Origin of the sequence: Kordiimonas aquimaris (assembly GCF_025574485.1) — a bacterium.
Lineage (GTDB): Bacteria > Pseudomonadota > Alphaproteobacteria > Sphingomonadales > Kordiimonadaceae > Kordiimonas > Kordiimonas aquimaris.
In genome coordinates this window covers 53,987-68,334 of sequence record NZ_JAOBPO010000004.1, presented here as the reverse complement: position 1 = coordinate 68,334, position 14,348 = coordinate 53,987, and the positions used below count along the sequence as shown (strand labels likewise).

Here is a 14,348-nt window from a genome sequence, read left to right as displayed (position 1 = left end):
TTTCTATTGCCCGCCACCGAGAGAATGCACATATATGGTCAACTGCCGTAATGTGCTTTCGCTGAGACGATCTTCCCATGCAGGCATCACACCGTGTTTTGGTTTTTTGATCTGTAGTTCGATCTCGGCTTTACTGCCGCCGTAAAACCAAATGGCATCACGCAGATTTGGTGCGCCAAAGTCTTGACCACCCATTCCTGTATCGCCGTGACACACTGCACAGTTTTCTTCGTAAAGTGTTGCGCCAACAGATACATTGCTTGCGTCTTCCTCAACAAGATATGCGGCAATTGAACTCACTTCATCAGTAGATAACATTTCACCAAAAGCAGGCATCTCAGCAAAACGTGTTTCCGGATGATTACTACGAATGCCATACCGAAGTGTTTGATAAATATCATCAACACTGCCACCCCATAACCAATCATCATCATTCAGATTTGGATACCCCGGGGCACCAGCCCCACCCGTACCGTGACAGGTCGCACAATTGTCACCGAACGCCGACTTACCCCCAGCAATTGCATAGGCATATAGTGTCTCATCAGACTGTACGTCGCTGAAGCTCGCACTTTCAAATTGCTGTTGATACTGTGCGCGAACAGCCATAATTTCAGCTTGTTGGTCTTCCAGCTGCTTATACTGCGTCCACTCTGCCGACCCAACAGTACCGCCACGCTCCCCTTCACCGGAGAAAGTTGGCCAGGTTGGGTAATAAAACCAATAGCCGATAGACCATATTATCGTGACGTAGAAAACAATCAGCCACCAGCGGGGCATTGGTGTATCAAGCTCCGTGATACCATCCCATTCATGGCCAGTTGTTTCAGTGCCAGTAATTTCATCAACTTGTCTATTTTCAGTTTTCATTGTTCATCCCCTTCTAAAGGAATGTATTTGTGGGATTCCATATTCTCTTTTGCACCAGGCCTATATGACCATCCTGCGATACAAAGAAACACGATGAAGAAAAAAAGCAGCCCCGACATGCCAGCATTATTTGTAAGCCAATCAATCATTACTCTGTTCCTCCAGTAGCGGGAGCAGGTTTATAATCCTTAAGTTCTGCCATCGTTCCCAAGACTTGCAGATACGCAATGAGCGCATCCATTTCTGTCGTGACATTTTGGCCATCGAAATTACGCGCATTTACTTTGTCGCCGTAGCGCTCATAAAGGCCGTCATGAAAATCGCTTTCAGCTTCCGCTTGGGCATAGCCATCTTGTGATGCATTCCCGATCATCTCATCGCTATAGGGCACGCCTACCATTTTCAGTGCGCTTAAATCATCACCTGCATTCCCAAGATTAGCAACGCGCGTCATAAGATGTGGGTATGCAGGCATAATGCTTTCTGGAACCAAAACCCGCGGATCAATCATATGCTGAATGTGCCACTCGTCAGAGTATTTGCCGCCCACACGGGCCAGATCCGGCCCTGTACGTTTTGAGCCCCACTGAAATGGGTGATCGTACATGCTTTCAGCAGCTAAAGAATAATGTCCATAACGCTCAACTTCGTCGCGCAGTGGCCTGATTTGCTGACTATGGCAGTTGTAACACCCTTCACGGATATAAACATTGTAACCGGCAAGCTCCAAAGGTGTGTATGGCCGAATACCTTTCACTGGCTCAATGGTTGTTTCCATGCGAAACAGAGGCAATATTTCAATGATACCACCAATAGAAATTACAATTACGGTACAAACCAGCAGCAATATCGAGTTTTTTTCGAGCTTTTCATGATGTTTAAGCATGGGCTGTCTCCCCAACTTGAGTGGCTTCAGGTGCTTTATCACCGCGCACTGTCCGATAAAGATTGTAAGCCATGATAAGTGCGCCAATCAGGAACAAACTGCCACCAAGGGCGCGAATGACATAGAAAGGGTGCATCGCCATTACAGTTTCAACAAAGCTATACTCAAGGAAGCCCATTGAATCGTATGAACGCCACATCAAGCCTTGCATAATCCCTGAAACCCACATGGCTGTGATATAGAGAACAATGCCAAGCGTCGCGATCCACAGATGCATGTTCACAAGCTTCATGGAATACAAACCGTCACGCTTCCAGAGCACAGGTACCAGATGGTAGATTGCACCAAAGCTAATGAAGGCAACCCACCCCAAAGCACCAGAATGCACGTGTCCAATCGTCCAGTCAGTATAATGGCTAAGAGCATTTACCGTTTTGATTGACATCAATGGACCTTCAAACGTGCTCATGCCATAAAAGGCCAAAGATATAATCATGAACCTGAGGACCGGATCTTCACGCAGTTTATGCCATGCACCAGATAAGGTCATCATGCCATTGATCATCCCGCCCCATGAAGGCATCCACAACATAATAGAGAATGTTGCACCTAGCGTCTGTGCCCAATCAGGTAAGGCCGTGTAATGCAGGTGGTGTGGACCGGCCCATATGTAAATGAAAATCAAGGACCAGAAATGCAAAATAGATAAACGGTAACTATAAACCGGTCTACCTGTGCGCTTCGGTACGAAATAATACATTATGCCCAAGAAGCCGGCTGTCAGGAAGAACCCAACTGCATTGTGGCCATACCACCACTGTATCATAGCAGACTGAACACCACCCCAAGCAGGATAGCTTTTAGCGCCCAAGAATGACACAGGAATGGAGACATTGTTTGCTAGGTGCAACACGGCAACTGTCACGATAAACGCAAGGAAGAACCAGTTGCCGACATAGATATGAGGTTCACGGCGGTCTTTTAGGGTCATCAAAAAGACAATGAGATAAGCAACCCAGACAAAGGTTAACCAAAGATCCGCATACCATTCAGGTTCTGCATACTCTTTGGCTTGCGTTATGCCTGTTACATATCCGATCGCCGCAAGCACGATGAAAAATTGATAGCCCCAAAAAGTAAATTTGGCCCAACCATCGCCCCACAAGCGCGCACGGCATGTACGCTGTACAGAGAAATAACTGGTCGCAAACAGTGCATTGCCACCAAAAGCGAAAATCACCGCTGAAGTATGCAACGGCCTTAGTCGCCCAAATGTCAGGTATTCACCAATATTCAGTGAAGGAAATGCCATTTGAAGCGCGATGAACAACCCTACGGCAAAACCGACGATCCCCCAAAAGACAGTTGCAATCGTAAACAGTTTTACGATTTCATCATTATAAATTGGTTTTTCATTGAGCGTGTTCATTCACATTCCCTCACGTAACCATACCGCCAGCAAGAACCATCAAGCCGACGCCGTTAATTGCCATTATTCCCGTAGAAATCTGTCGCATGCCCTGAGGCCAGTATGCCATAGCTGTGCGCGCACCGGCACCAACCATAACAAGTGCTGGTATCGTGCCTATACCAAACATAGTCATGCCAATCGCTGCTGTAAGGGGTGAACCAGTCGCCACAACCGCCATCACAGCTGCAATCACCAATGCACAGGGAATAAACCCTAACAAAGTGCCAAGTAGATATTGATGCCCTGCACTCTTTTTCATAAAAAATGGCCGGGCTACTTTTCCAATAAATTCACCTAAAAGGCGCACAATATTTAACTGCCCCTTTTCATTACCGTGTTGTGTAAAGAAAGGAGTAAACATGGCTTTTATACTAGGCACAGCGCTGCATAAAAAAAGCAATCCAGCCACGGAAAGTAAAGTAAAAGCTATGCCGCGCTGAACAGGCGACCCAACAATGTATTGGGACAAACTTGCGCCCGCAATGCCGAGCAATACATAGGTTGTTAAACGGCCCAAATGGTACGGCAGTAAAGCTGCGCCCTTTAAACGCTTAAACGGTGAACCACCGCTTTGCTCACCACTGTGGCGCTGCGGTTCGTTTAGTTGTGCCACAACAAAAGGACCGCACATGCCCGCGCAGTGGTTCACACTGCCCAGCAAGCCAGCTAGAAACAGTGACAGTAAAATACCGCCGTTACTTTCAATAGCCACCTGACACTGCCAGATTAAATATTCCACGCCCATTGCCCTTCAATGACATTTCAGAAGCAACGTAATATGGATGATACGGTGAACGTTTGACAAAAGTCAAAACGAGGAACAGTAAATGCTAAATATCAAATTTTTCAGTATAATATCTATACAGGCCTCAATCTAACCGCGGTTGATTATCGTATTTAGACCTATCCAAGGAAAGCGACCCTAATGTCTCTCATGAATAAGAAAGTTGCGATTATCGGTGCTGGCATGACTGGCATTGCATGTATGAGATCACTGAAAGCGGCAGGTGCGAAAGTCAGTATCTTCGAGAAAAGCCGCGGTGCAGGTGGACGAATGGCCACAAGGCGTATGGGAAATGGCATTTCAGCTGATCACGGCGCTCAGTTTTTTACCAGCAGATCGCAAGAATTTACCAACACATTAAATGAATGGATTGCTGATGGATTAGTCGCGTCATGGGTCAAGAGTAACAATGAGCAAAAGTTCGTTGGTTCTCCCGCCATGAACAGTCCGTTGAAATTTGGTATCCCGCCAGGAAAACTACACTCCTCTACTCACATCACTCACCTAGAGAAAGTTGGCAACAAATGGACACTTTGTAACGGCGACATACAGTATGCCAGCTACGACTACGTCGTTTGCACTGTTCCGGCACCGCAAGTTCCTGCAATTATCGGAACGACCGCATCAGAGCTGATTGAGCAGATTAATGCGGTTACGATAGCACCGTGTTGGGCTTTAATGCTTGTATTCAACAGCCCATTGCATACCGATTTGAATTACTGGCGAGACCGGAACGATATTGTTAGCTGGATTGGCCGAAATTCAAGCAAACCAGGTCGTGATTTTGTCCAAGATAGCTGGACAGTACACGCCACGCCTGAATGGAGCGCTGAAAACCTTGAATTACAACCTGAAGAAGCCGTCGAAGCTGTTTATGCCGCATTTTCTAGGATCATAAGCATAAAGACCCAAGACCCCATCATTAAAACTGCTCATCGCTGGCGCTATGCAAAAACGCTCAATCCGCTCGGTGAACCATTCCTGATCAACAACGATAACAGTTTATTTGTGGGTGGGGATTGGTGCCTTGGTGCACGCGTTGAGCATGCGTTCGAGAGTGGTCGATTAATCGCAGAAAACCTCATAAAAAATCACTGCAAATAAAAGCGTGCCATTCAAAACCCTGATAAAGCGAATATACGAGGTCAGTTACGCCTGGTGAATGTAAGCCCACTCAAGGTAAGAGCGGAAACGCGCCCCTCATCATTCACAATAATGCCTAAATTATTATTACTTGGAAGGTCAGGGTTTTCCGGGTCGACAAGCAAATAACTGTTGTCAGCCTGACGCACTAAATCAGTTCGCGTAACACCAAGGTGAGCCACTAATTTACCCCCATTATCACGGATGATAAGAGGATAGCTACCTTTCAAGTCATATGTTCCTTTAAGAGCATCGATGCTTACATCAGGGTGTTCAGTTACTTTCCCGCCTGTTGGGGCAGATTGTGCTTCTGGGTGGTAAACATCATAAAGCGTGCTCGACCAATCATTACCTTCATTTCCAAGGAAAAGATCAAAAACCTTATACATCAATGCATGACGATACTCGATATGATCACTGTTAATAAAAACATAAACACCAATGTTATGGTCCGGGATTAACCCAAGGATCGCAGACATACCGTTGATACTGCCCGTATGCATTGCAACCTTTTCACCTGCATAATCATGAACAAACCATGCAAGACCATATGCATAATAGTCGTGAGTATAACTTGCCGCAGCAGGATAGATACTTTCTGGCTTCAACAACATTTGCGGTGACATCATTTCTCGCACATGCGCTTCCGAAACTAATCGCTCACCTTCCCAAACGCCACCAGCGGTTAAAAAGGTCATCCATTTCGCCATATCATTTGGTGTGGAGTTCAACATACCGGCAGCTTGGCTGTATTCTATATAAGGGTATATGATTTGATAATCTTGACCATTTATTCGCTGATGCGCTTCTGCCCGATTTTTGGCTGTTGCAACTTCAGCATCCAATAGAAGACTGTTATTCATGCCGAGAGGTCTGAATATCCGTTCTCGCACAAATTGATGAAACGGCTTGCCCGTTACTCGCTCAACCACACGCCCACTTAATGCAAATATGGTGTTATTATAATCCCATACACGACGAAAACTGGCCTGCTGATTGTTAGCACTCATCATACCCCATGCACTATCGAGGTTCTTACTCAAGAACATGTTGACGTTACTCAGGAATGAAACACCACTGTTGTGGCTGAAGGCGTCTCGAAGAGTAAGATTATTTTGTACGTATTTGTCTTTCATTTGAAATTCAGGAATATGTTTGATGATAGGGTCGTCCCAAGACAAAACGCCATCATCAATCAGCATGGCAACTGCCATTGATGCGAATGCTTTTGTAGTTGAACCTGCCTGAAAAACTGTATCTGCATTGACCAGCTCATTGGTTTTAATCGATTTAATACCATATCCTTTTGCAAGCAGCGTCTTTCCATCCTTAACCACAGCAAGGCCTAAACCCGGTGCATGCCACTTTTCCATTTCGGCCAAAACGGTTGTATCAAAATCATCTGGCAGCGCGTTATCCGCATTGACATAAAACGTGGATACAATTGCTATCAACAATGTCAAACTAAGGTTTCTCATGTTTACACCTTTCACGGAATTATCGCTTTTATCAAAATCGAACCTAACAATGCGCGTAGCGGCAAAGCCTCGTCATACCTCTATATTTTCAGGTCTTGCGTATAAAATTGGTCATGCGCAAAAATGGCATTAAGAATTCTCTCTTCAGTTTGGGTTAGCATATCGAGAATGGCTTTTTGCGTCTTGCTGCTGCCGCCATTTTTCATAACTTCAAAGGTAGCTTGCTGATATTCACTGGAATACGGAAAACTCTTCTGAATCTTTATGTAAAGCCAATAGATACGCATAGTCATATCTTCTAGCTGCTTAACCCAATCATACATCATTGGGTAACCAGCCGTACTGCACAGCTGCAGGTTTAATTGCCTGTTTGCCTTCAAAGTAACAAGTGCAGAATGGTCATCCTCAACTGGTAACATATCTTGAATTTTATCATTAATTGCATGCAAGCTGTCATAGTCAGCAGTCGGAGCCGCCATTGCTATGACGCTTGGCAAAATCATTTTACGCAAAGCAAAGTTCTGCTTGATTTCCATCAGCGTCAACGGCGTTACTTGCGTTACGCGAGGTGAAATTGAAACAAGGAAATGCTTCGCTATAAGCCGCTCAATAAGGTTTCGTGCAATTGTCCGGCTAATGCCAAAAGTATCTGACAAAATATTCTCTGACACTTTCTGACTAGGCGCCAACTGCTGCGTCACAATTGCATCGAGGATAATATTATATGCTTCATCTGCATCATTAATAATGGAATCGCCTCTGGGCATTATCATCGCCTTTTCGATTAACTGCTCAGTTAACACTATATAGAACGCAGACTGAATCAAGTTTTATTATGTTTATTAATAAAATAAAACAGCCTTAATATTAATTTAAGGCTGTACAAATTTACATGCACATGCTTCTCTAATGAAATGATTCACAGCTATGGTCAACGTTATCGTTAATGACCAAAGCTATGAACATCAATGGGAACAGCAAAAATGGCATTCTTTCGGCTATATATATTGCCAGGCTTCATACTTCAGTCCGTCGTAATCGGCGGCGGATATGCCACCGGTCGTGAGTTAATTGAATTTTTCTTTTCCAAAGGCCCGCTTGGTGGCATCCTCGGCTTAATCGTTTCAGGGATAGTGTTTGGTGTCGTCGCGGCGGCAGGATTTGAGTTCGCACGTACGACCAAAACTTATGATTACCGGCAATTTTGCCGTGCGTTATTGGGGCGTGGCTGGGTAATTTTTGAAATAGCTTTCGTATGCCTATTGTTATTGATCTTGTCAGTAATAGGTTCGGCCTCTGGTGAAATAACTGAGAAGGCTTTCGGATTACCGCCAATCATCGGCACCATCATATTGATGAGTATAATAGGTGTTCTGACATTCACCGGATCAAGTGTAATCAAACGCGTGTTGGCCGGCTGGTCTTTTTTACTTTACGGTGTGTATAGCCTTCTTTTTATACTAGCGTTTGCAACATTCGGACCGGAAATACAGCATACATTTACCAGCACACATGTTGGAGATGGCTGGATAACAAGCGGAATTCTATATTCAGGCTATAATCTGGCGATACTGCCAGCAATTCTCTTTGCTGTAACGCACCATAAAACTCGTAAACAAACGGTATGTGCTGGGCTGATGGCTGGCTTAATTACCATTCTGCCAGCTATTCTATTTTATACAGCGATGATGGCACAATATCCATCAATTGGCGATCAGCCCGTCCCTGCCACATACTTAATGGCAGCGATGCAAAAGCCCTGGCTAGAGCTAGTTTTCCAAATCGTTGTTTTTGGCACTTTCATCGAAACAGGCGCGGCCTTACTTCACGCTGTCAATGAACGGCTAGACAGCAACTTAAAGGAACAAGGGCGAACCTTGCAGCGTGCAGCAAGGCCTTTGATAGCCATTGCATTTCTTTGTTTTGCAATTTTTGCCGCAGCCAATTTCGGCATCATCGAACTTATTGGCCAAGGGTACGGGTTTTTAACACTTATATTTATCGCTGTGCTCATCATTCCCCTGCTGACAAAGGGGCTTTGGATTATTGGCAAGAGAGGACAACAGTAATGCGGCTGCAAAAAGTACTATTCATTATCATAAGTTTATCAATCGCATATGGATCCACTTCATTCGCTACAAGCGAGGCCTATGACATAATCATCAGAAACGGACGCGTCCTAGACGGCGCAGGAAATCCATGGATCGCCGCTGATATAGCAATCGACGACGGAAAAATTGTAAAAATTGGCCGTATCACCAATTCAGCAAACCGCGAGATTGATGCCTCTGGCCGCTATGTCTCGCCCGGCTGGATCGATATGATGGACCAGTCTGGTCAAGCATTGCGAGAAGTTGGTTATGCGTCCAATAAAATCAATATGGGCGTAACAACTCTGATTGGCGGCGAAGGCGGGACGCCCGTTGATGCGGCAAATATCAGCGCATATTTTGAAGAACTGCAAAACAAAGGCATCTCGGTCAACTTCGGCACATACTATAGTGCGACGCAAGCACGTGTAGCCGTTATGGGCGATACATCGATTGATCCCACTACAACGCAACTAGATGAGATGGAAGCCTTGATCGAAGAGGCTATGCTTTCAGGGGCCATGGGCATTACGACAGCGTTGATTTACCCACCATCAGCATACCACAAAACTGAAAACCTGATCGAAATGGCGAAGGTTGTGGCCAAATACGGCGGCATCTACGCGAGCCACATACGCGGAGAAAGCGCAGAATTACTAACCTCGATAGCTGAAGCAATTGAAATTGGCGAAAAGAGCGGCGCGGGCGTTGAAATATTCCACCTAAAAGCCGCCTACTTTCCAAACTGGGGTAAAGACATGCCACGCGCCTTAAACTTAATAGCAGAGGCCCGAGCAAGAGGTGTTAATGTTGCAGCCGATTTATATCCATACATCGCAGGCGGAACAGGCCTTGAAATAACGGCACCCAACTGGGTTTATGCAGACGGCATAGAAGAAGCCGTTAAACGCCTCAATGATCCCAAGGTGCGTGAGCAGATCAAGAAAGAGATCAGCGCTGGACCACAGGAAGGTTGGACTAATCTTGTTTATTCATCTGGCGGATGGAAGAATGTTGTACTCGCCAACTCATACCTTGATGAATACGCAGGCTTCCACGGTGAAAACTTTGAAACTATAAGCCAAACACTCGGCCGCGACCCAGCTGATATAGCGTGGGATATAATGCTGGAAGCACAACCCAATCGGCCAGTCGCTCTCTACTTCATGATAAGCGAAGAAGATGTTCAGCTTGCGCTGAAAAGCCCATTTACCAGTATTGGCAGTGATGCAGCATCTACCCTTAAAGAAGGTGACATAGACGCAATTGGTCTGCCACATCCACGCAGCTATGGCACCTTCCCCAAAATTATCGCTGACTATGTAAGAGACCAGAAGGTTTTAAGTCTGCCAGAAGCAATAAGAAAGCTGACAAGCTGGCCAGCAGCACGCATGGGTTTAACCGACCGCGGGGTCATACGTGAAGGTCTAGCCGCAGACATAGTTATTTTTGATTTAGACACGATCGAAGACACCGCCACTTGGGCGAACCCAACAGCAAAACCAACAGGAATAGACTTTGTCATTGTTAACGGTGAGCTTGTTTTGGATGCTGGCTTTCATACTAAACGCACACCCGGGCAGGTTTTCTTTGGTCCCGGTTACCAGAATAAGTAAAGCGAAGTAGATAATGAACAGAATTGAAATTAAGCCACCATACCTGATTTTCCTAGGCAACGAGACCGAGCTTACTTACGCGAAAACAGGTGCCGGTCTAGTGGAGTGGCGCCCTGAACTGTGCAAAGGTCAAATCAGGCTTGAGGGCGGCACCATTGATCTCGGCATTCCGGACATGACACTTGATCAAGCTGTTACCGCAGGGATTAAATCCCTCATTGTTGGCACAGCCTCCGTTGGCGGCGCCATCCCTGATCAATGGATTAGTCTACTTGAACAAGCGATTAATAAAGGTATGGACATCGTTGCCGGCGTTCACTCGAAACTGAATGATCACCTTCTTCTCAAACAAGCGGCAGATACGTCAGGTTCAAAACTCATAGATGTACGTGTGCCGCCACCAAACTTACCTGTAGGTACTGGCGTCAAGCGCACAGGAAAAAGACTGTTAACAGTTGGAACTGATTGCGCGCTTGGTAAGAAATATACCGCCCTAGCAATTGAGCGTGAGCTGAAAGCAGCCTCTACCTCTATTAACGCCACGTTCCGTGCCAGTGGGCAAACAGGCATTATGATTGCCGGTGAAGGTATTCCAATTGATTGTGTCGTGGCTGATTTTATATCCGGAGCAGCGGAACTACTATCGCCCAATAATAAAGAAGATCACTGGGATATCATTGAAGGCCAAGGCAGTATCTTTCATCCTGGGTATAGCGCTGTCAGCATGGGCTTGTTAATTGGGTCACAACCAGATGCTTTTGTAGTTTGTACAGAAGCTGGCCGCACTCACATCGAAGGTTGGCCAGAGTTTAAATTACCAAGCATAGAAGAAGTTATTGAACGTACGATACAAATCGGAAGCCAAGTCAATCCTGACATCAAGTGCGTTGGCATCAGTGTAAACACTTCAACAATTCCTGACACACAAAGGCAGACCTATATCGAGGAGCTATCCAAGCGTACAGGGTTTCCATGTTTCGATCCCATGATTGATGGAACAAGCAGAATTATAAACAATATGATGGAGCAATCATAAGATGAAAATGTCCATCGAATGTAAATCATTCCCCCTTACCAAACCATTCGCCATTACAGGCTATGTGTTCGAAAATACAGAAGCGGTTTGGGTCACACTTGAAGATAAAGGTTTTTGCGGTCGTGGTGAAGCAATTGGCATTTACTATAAGGATGAAACAAAAGACACGATCATAGAACAACTGGAAGCAGTGCGCAGCGACATTGAAGCTGGATTAACAAGGAACAAAGTTCAAGCGTTGTTGCCTGCAGGTGGTGCGCGCAATGCTCTGGATTGTGCGTTTTGGGATCTACAGGCCAAACAAAATGCACAGCCCATATGGCAAACACTCCGGATAACTCCAAAGCCGCTTATAACAGTTGCGACAGTAGGCATCGACACGCCCGCGAAAATGGCACAATCTGTCCTCTCTTTATCCAAATATCGGCACCTGAAAATTAAGCTGAGCGCTGATGATCCAATCGCACGATTGAAAGGCATAAGAGAAGCCAGGCCTGATGCTGTCATGGTGGTTGACGTGAACCAAGGTTGGTCATTTGATGAATTAAAACGCTACACACCAGCCCTTCAGGAATTCGGCATTGCAATGATTGAGCAACCATTGAAACGAGGCCGTGACGAGGAACTGGAAGGATTTCGATCGCCTGTTCCTTTAGGTGCAGATGAAAGCTGTCTCAATCTTTCCGAATATGGGAATGCTGCGAAACGTTATGATGTCATCAACATCAAGCTCGACAAATGCGGGGGCCTTTCCGAAGGCCTTGAGATTGTTAAACGCGCACAAGCTGACGGCAAGCAACTCATGGTCGGCAACATGACCGGCTCATCACTTTCGATGGCACCAGCCTATGTCATTGGACAATTTTGTACATTTGTAGACATCGACGGCCCTCTATACTTCGAACACGATATTGAAAATGCACTTGAATACGTTGAAGGCGGCGTTGTCTCAATACCAGAACCTGCATTGTGGGGATAAAAATGCAGGGCAAAAACACAGGAGGATAAAATGAGTAAACTCATAATGGGCAGTTTCTTGGCCTTTTTGTTAACGTTTACGGTCAATGCCGCAACACAGGAAGAACCGAGGCCGCCGATTGATCAAATTGCCCGCACCAGCTTAGCGGATCTAGAGACCTTTATGGATGCAGCAGTTGATACGCAGATGAAGGCGCTTGATATCCCTGCCGTTTCAGTATCAATCGTTAAAGACGGGAATATACTACTCTCTAAGGGATATGGTATAGCAGACCAAAGCCAAAATTCACCTGTCACCGGCGACACAATGTTCAGACCAGGTTCCATTTCCAAACTGTTTACATGGACAGCTGTCATGCAGCTGGTAGAGTCTGGTAAACTAGACCTAAATACGAACGTAAATAGCTATCTCACCAGCTTTCAGATTCCAGACACATACGATGAACCTATTACGCTTACGCATATCCTGACACACACTGCAGGGTTCGAAGAAGGGGCCTTGGGCTATCTGATTGCGGATAGTCCCGATGCGATTATCCCGCTTAATGAAGCTTTAGCTAAATATATACCGCGACGCATCAACAAGCCCGGTGCTTATTCATCATACTCAAATTACGCAACCGCATTAGCAGGTTTAATCATCTCTAATGTTTCTGGACTATCTTTCAATGAATATATTCAGCAGAATATCTTCGATCCACTAGGAATGACGCACTCCAGCTTCTTTGAACCACTTCCTGATCATCTACAAGATGTTATGGCTGAGGGTTACACACGTGAAACAGGAGTTTTCAAAGAAAAACCATTTGAGATCATCGCTAACTTTGGTCCAGCAGGGTCTTTGTCATCATCAGCGTCAGACATGGCCAAATTCATGCTCGCCTTCCTCGATGAAGGTCAACTAAACGGTACTCAAATTCTACAGCCCGAAACTGTTAAGCTCATGCACAGCCGGCTCTTTGCTCCCGATGAACGTTTAGCGAGTATGGCACACGGGTTTTATGAAAATTCTATCAATGGCCACCGCCTTGTCGGCCACGGCGGCGACACTACACTTTTCCATTCAAACCTGATGCTTGATGTAGAAGAAAGGCTAGGCATTTATGTTTCATACATGGGTGCACGAGGCGGCAAAGCACGCGGGGAAATTATGCAAATTTTCTATGATCGTTATTACCCAGATCCACTAGAGAAACTGACGCCTCCAACAGATTTTACAGAACGAGCCAGCAAGTACGCAGGCAATTACAAATTCTGGCGTCATAATCAGTCTACTATTGAAAAAGCAGGCGCTCTGGCAGGTGCTTTAACTGTCACGCCAACATCAGATAACACACTACTGATTTCAGGTTTGGGCCAAGCCAGACAATTCACTGAAATTGGTGAAAACCTTTTCCGCCAAGTAGACGGTCGAATGAAGTTGGCTTTTGGTGAAAATGAGAGCGGCGCCATTCAGGATATATACTTTGATGGCATTCCATTCTTAGCTGCTAGTCGAGCCCCAACTGCAGAAAACGGGTTATTTGCAAAAATACTCCCGCTCATCTCATTCTTGATGTTTATCACAGTTTGGACCGGTTGGGCTTACCGCCGCAAGGAATACAAAACCATGCAAAACGGCGAGCGCACAGCAGTTCAACTTTCCATGGCGGTAAGTGGCCTTAATCTATTGTTTGTAATCTCTCTGGCAATCATCCTGACTATCTATCAAAACACAATTGTATTTAACATACCAACCGCGCTCAAGGTTGCACTTTGGCTCCCTGATATCGCGTCAATTACTGCTTTGGGTGTGTTGTGGTTTGCTGTGCAATCGTGGCGCGATGGATATTGGCGTCTTGGCCGCCGCATTCACTATACACTTGTAGCATTGAGCGGCCTCTTCATGCTGTGGTTCTATTACTATTGGAACTTCTTTGGCGTTCAAATTGCCTAACCTAAACAGTAAGGCAGCACATAAGCTTTTGTGCTGCCTTACGAATAATGTGCTGTCACT

The 14,348-nt window shown here is 45.6% G+C and carries 13 protein-coding genes; 6 read left to right on the top strand and 7 right to left on the bottom strand.

Annotation, left to right across the window (positions count from 1 at the left end; all coding sequences use genetic code 11):
- Positions 1-3 precede the first annotated feature (3 nt).
- Genes ccoP through OEU88_RS13355 form a run of 5 tightly spaced genes read right to left on the bottom strand, consistent with a single transcriptional unit; the run spans position 4 to position 3,966 of the window.
- Positions 4-870, bottom strand: a complete 867-nt coding sequence (gene ccoP / locus OEU88_RS13375) for a cytochrome-c oxidase, cbb3-type subunit III (protein WP_262695703.1) — start codon at positions 868-870, stop codon at positions 4-6.
- A complete protein-coding gene (locus OEU88_RS13370; RefSeq protein ID WP_262695702.1) occupies positions 867-1,019 on the bottom strand; it encodes a cbb3-type cytochrome c oxidase subunit 3 in 153 nt (50 codons plus the stop codon). Before OEU88_RS13370 ends, ccoP begins: the two co-directional genes overlap by 4 nt.
- Positions 1,019-1,756, bottom strand: a complete 738-nt coding sequence (gene ccoO, locus OEU88_RS13365) for a cytochrome-c oxidase, cbb3-type subunit II (protein ID WP_262695701.1) — start codon at positions 1,754-1,756, stop codon at positions 1,019-1,021. Before ccoO ends, OEU88_RS13370 begins: the two co-directional genes overlap by 1 nt.
- On the bottom strand, positions 1,749-3,185 hold the full coding sequence (gene ccoN / locus OEU88_RS13360; protein WP_262695700.1) for a cytochrome-c oxidase, cbb3-type subunit I: 1,437 nt from the start codon (positions 3,183-3,185) through the stop codon (positions 1,749-1,751). The genes ccoO and ccoN overlap by 8 nt, the downstream gene beginning before the upstream one ends.
- Positions 3,186-3,195: 10 nt before the next feature.
- Positions 3,196-3,966 carry a sulfite exporter TauE/SafE family protein gene (locus tag OEU88_RS13355; protein ID WP_262695699.1) on the bottom strand — a complete coding sequence of 257 codons (771 nt, stop codon included), beginning with the start codon at positions 3,964-3,966 and terminating at the stop codon, positions 3,196-3,198.
- A gap of 186 nt (positions 3,967-4,152) precedes the next feature.
- On the opposite strand from OEU88_RS13355, the gene OEU88_RS13350 reads away from it, so the two are divergent.
- A complete protein-coding gene (locus OEU88_RS13350) occupies positions 4,153-5,115 on the top strand; it encodes an NAD(P)/FAD-dependent oxidoreductase (RefSeq protein ID WP_262695698.1) in 963 nt (320 codons plus the stop codon).
- Positions 5,116-5,156: 41 nt separating this feature from the next.
- Here the strand turns inward: OEU88_RS13350 and OEU88_RS13345 are convergent, their stop codons facing one another.
- Positions 5,157-6,632, bottom strand: a complete 1,476-nt coding sequence (locus OEU88_RS13345; RefSeq protein ID WP_262695697.1) for a serine hydrolase domain-containing protein — start codon at positions 6,630-6,632, stop codon at positions 5,157-5,159.
- An 80-nt stretch (positions 6,633-6,712) separates the two neighbouring features.
- The gene (locus tag OEU88_RS13340) at positions 6,713-7,399 is read right to left on the bottom strand and encodes a GntR family transcriptional regulator (protein ID WP_262695696.1); all 687 of its coding nucleotides are present in this window, start codon (positions 7,397-7,399) and stop codon (positions 6,713-6,715) included.
- Between the two features lie 216 nt (positions 7,400-7,615).
- Here OEU88_RS13340 and OEU88_RS13335 point away from each other — a divergent pair, with 216 nt between their 5' ends.
- From OEU88_RS13335 to OEU88_RS13315, 5 genes are read left to right on the top strand one after another with little or no spacing between them, the layout of a single operon-like run.
- Positions 7,616-8,701 carry a YkvI family membrane protein gene (locus tag OEU88_RS13335; protein WP_262695695.1) on the top strand — a complete coding sequence of 362 codons (1,086 nt, stop codon included), beginning with the start codon at positions 7,616-7,618 and terminating at the stop codon, positions 8,699-8,701.
- Positions 8,701-10,338 carry an N-acyl-D-amino-acid deacylase family protein gene (locus OEU88_RS13330; RefSeq protein WP_262695694.1) on the top strand — a complete coding sequence of 546 codons (1,638 nt, stop codon included), beginning with the start codon at positions 8,701-8,703 and terminating at the stop codon, positions 10,336-10,338. The genes OEU88_RS13335 and OEU88_RS13330 overlap by 1 nt, the downstream gene beginning before the upstream one ends.
- A 13-nt stretch (positions 10,339-10,351) precedes the next feature.
- Entirely contained in the window at positions 10,352-11,374 is a 1,023-nt protein-coding gene (locus tag OEU88_RS13325) for a DUF1611 domain-containing protein (protein WP_262695693.1), read from the top strand.
- 1 nt (position 11,375) lies between these two features.
- Positions 11,376-12,353 carry a dipeptide epimerase gene (locus OEU88_RS13320; protein ID WP_262695692.1) on the top strand — a complete coding sequence of 326 codons (978 nt, stop codon included), beginning with the start codon at positions 11,376-11,378 and terminating at the stop codon, positions 12,351-12,353.
- Between the two features lie 30 nt (positions 12,354-12,383).
- Positions 12,384-14,288, top strand: a complete 1,905-nt coding sequence (locus OEU88_RS13315; RefSeq protein WP_262695691.1) for a serine hydrolase domain-containing protein — start codon at positions 12,384-12,386, stop codon at positions 14,286-14,288.
- Positions 14,289-14,348 lie beyond the last annotated feature (60 nt).

What these genes read in the sequence shown, in the direction of transcription:
- ccoP (WP_262695703.1), bottom strand. Translation starts at nt 870, where the DNA reads ATGAAAACTGAAAATAGACAAGTTGATGAAATTACTGGCACTGAAACA.
- OEU88_RS13370 (WP_262695702.1), bottom strand. Translation starts at nt 1,019, where the DNA reads ATGATTGATTGGCTTACAAATAATGCTGGCATGTCGGGGCTGCTTTTT.
- ccoO (WP_262695701.1), bottom strand. Translation starts at nt 1,756, where the DNA reads ATGCTTAAACATCATGAAAAGCTCGAAAAAAACTCGATATTGCTGCTG.
- ccoN (WP_262695700.1), bottom strand. Translation starts at nt 3,185, where the DNA reads ATGAACACGCTCAATGAAAAACCAATTTATAATGATGAAATCGTAAAA.
- OEU88_RS13350 (WP_262695698.1), top strand. Translation starts at nt 4,153, where the DNA reads ATGTCTCTCATGAATAAGAAAGTTGCGATTATCGGTGCTGGCATGACT.
- OEU88_RS13345 (WP_262695697.1), bottom strand. Translation starts at nt 6,632, where the DNA reads ATGAGAAACCTTAGTTTGACATTGTTGATAGCAATTGTATCCACGTTT.
- OEU88_RS13340 (WP_262695696.1), bottom strand. Translation starts at nt 7,399, where the DNA reads ATGCCCAGAGGCGATTCCATTATTAATGATGCAGATGAAGCATATAAT.
- OEU88_RS13335 (WP_262695695.1), top strand. Translation starts at nt 7,616, where the DNA reads ATGGCATTCTTTCGGCTATATATATTGCCAGGCTTCATACTTCAGTCC.
- OEU88_RS13330 (WP_262695694.1), top strand. Translation starts at nt 8,701, where the DNA reads ATGCGGCTGCAAAAAGTACTATTCATTATCATAAGTTTATCAATCGCA.
- OEU88_RS13325 (WP_262695693.1), top strand. Translation starts at nt 10,352, where the DNA reads ATGAACAGAATTGAAATTAAGCCACCATACCTGATTTTCCTAGGCAAC.
- OEU88_RS13320 (WP_262695692.1), top strand. Translation starts at nt 11,376, where the DNA reads ATGAAAATGTCCATCGAATGTAAATCATTCCCCCTTACCAAACCATTC.
- OEU88_RS13315 (WP_262695691.1), top strand. Translation starts at nt 12,384, where the DNA reads ATGAGTAAACTCATAATGGGCAGTTTCTTGGCCTTTTTGTTAACGTTT.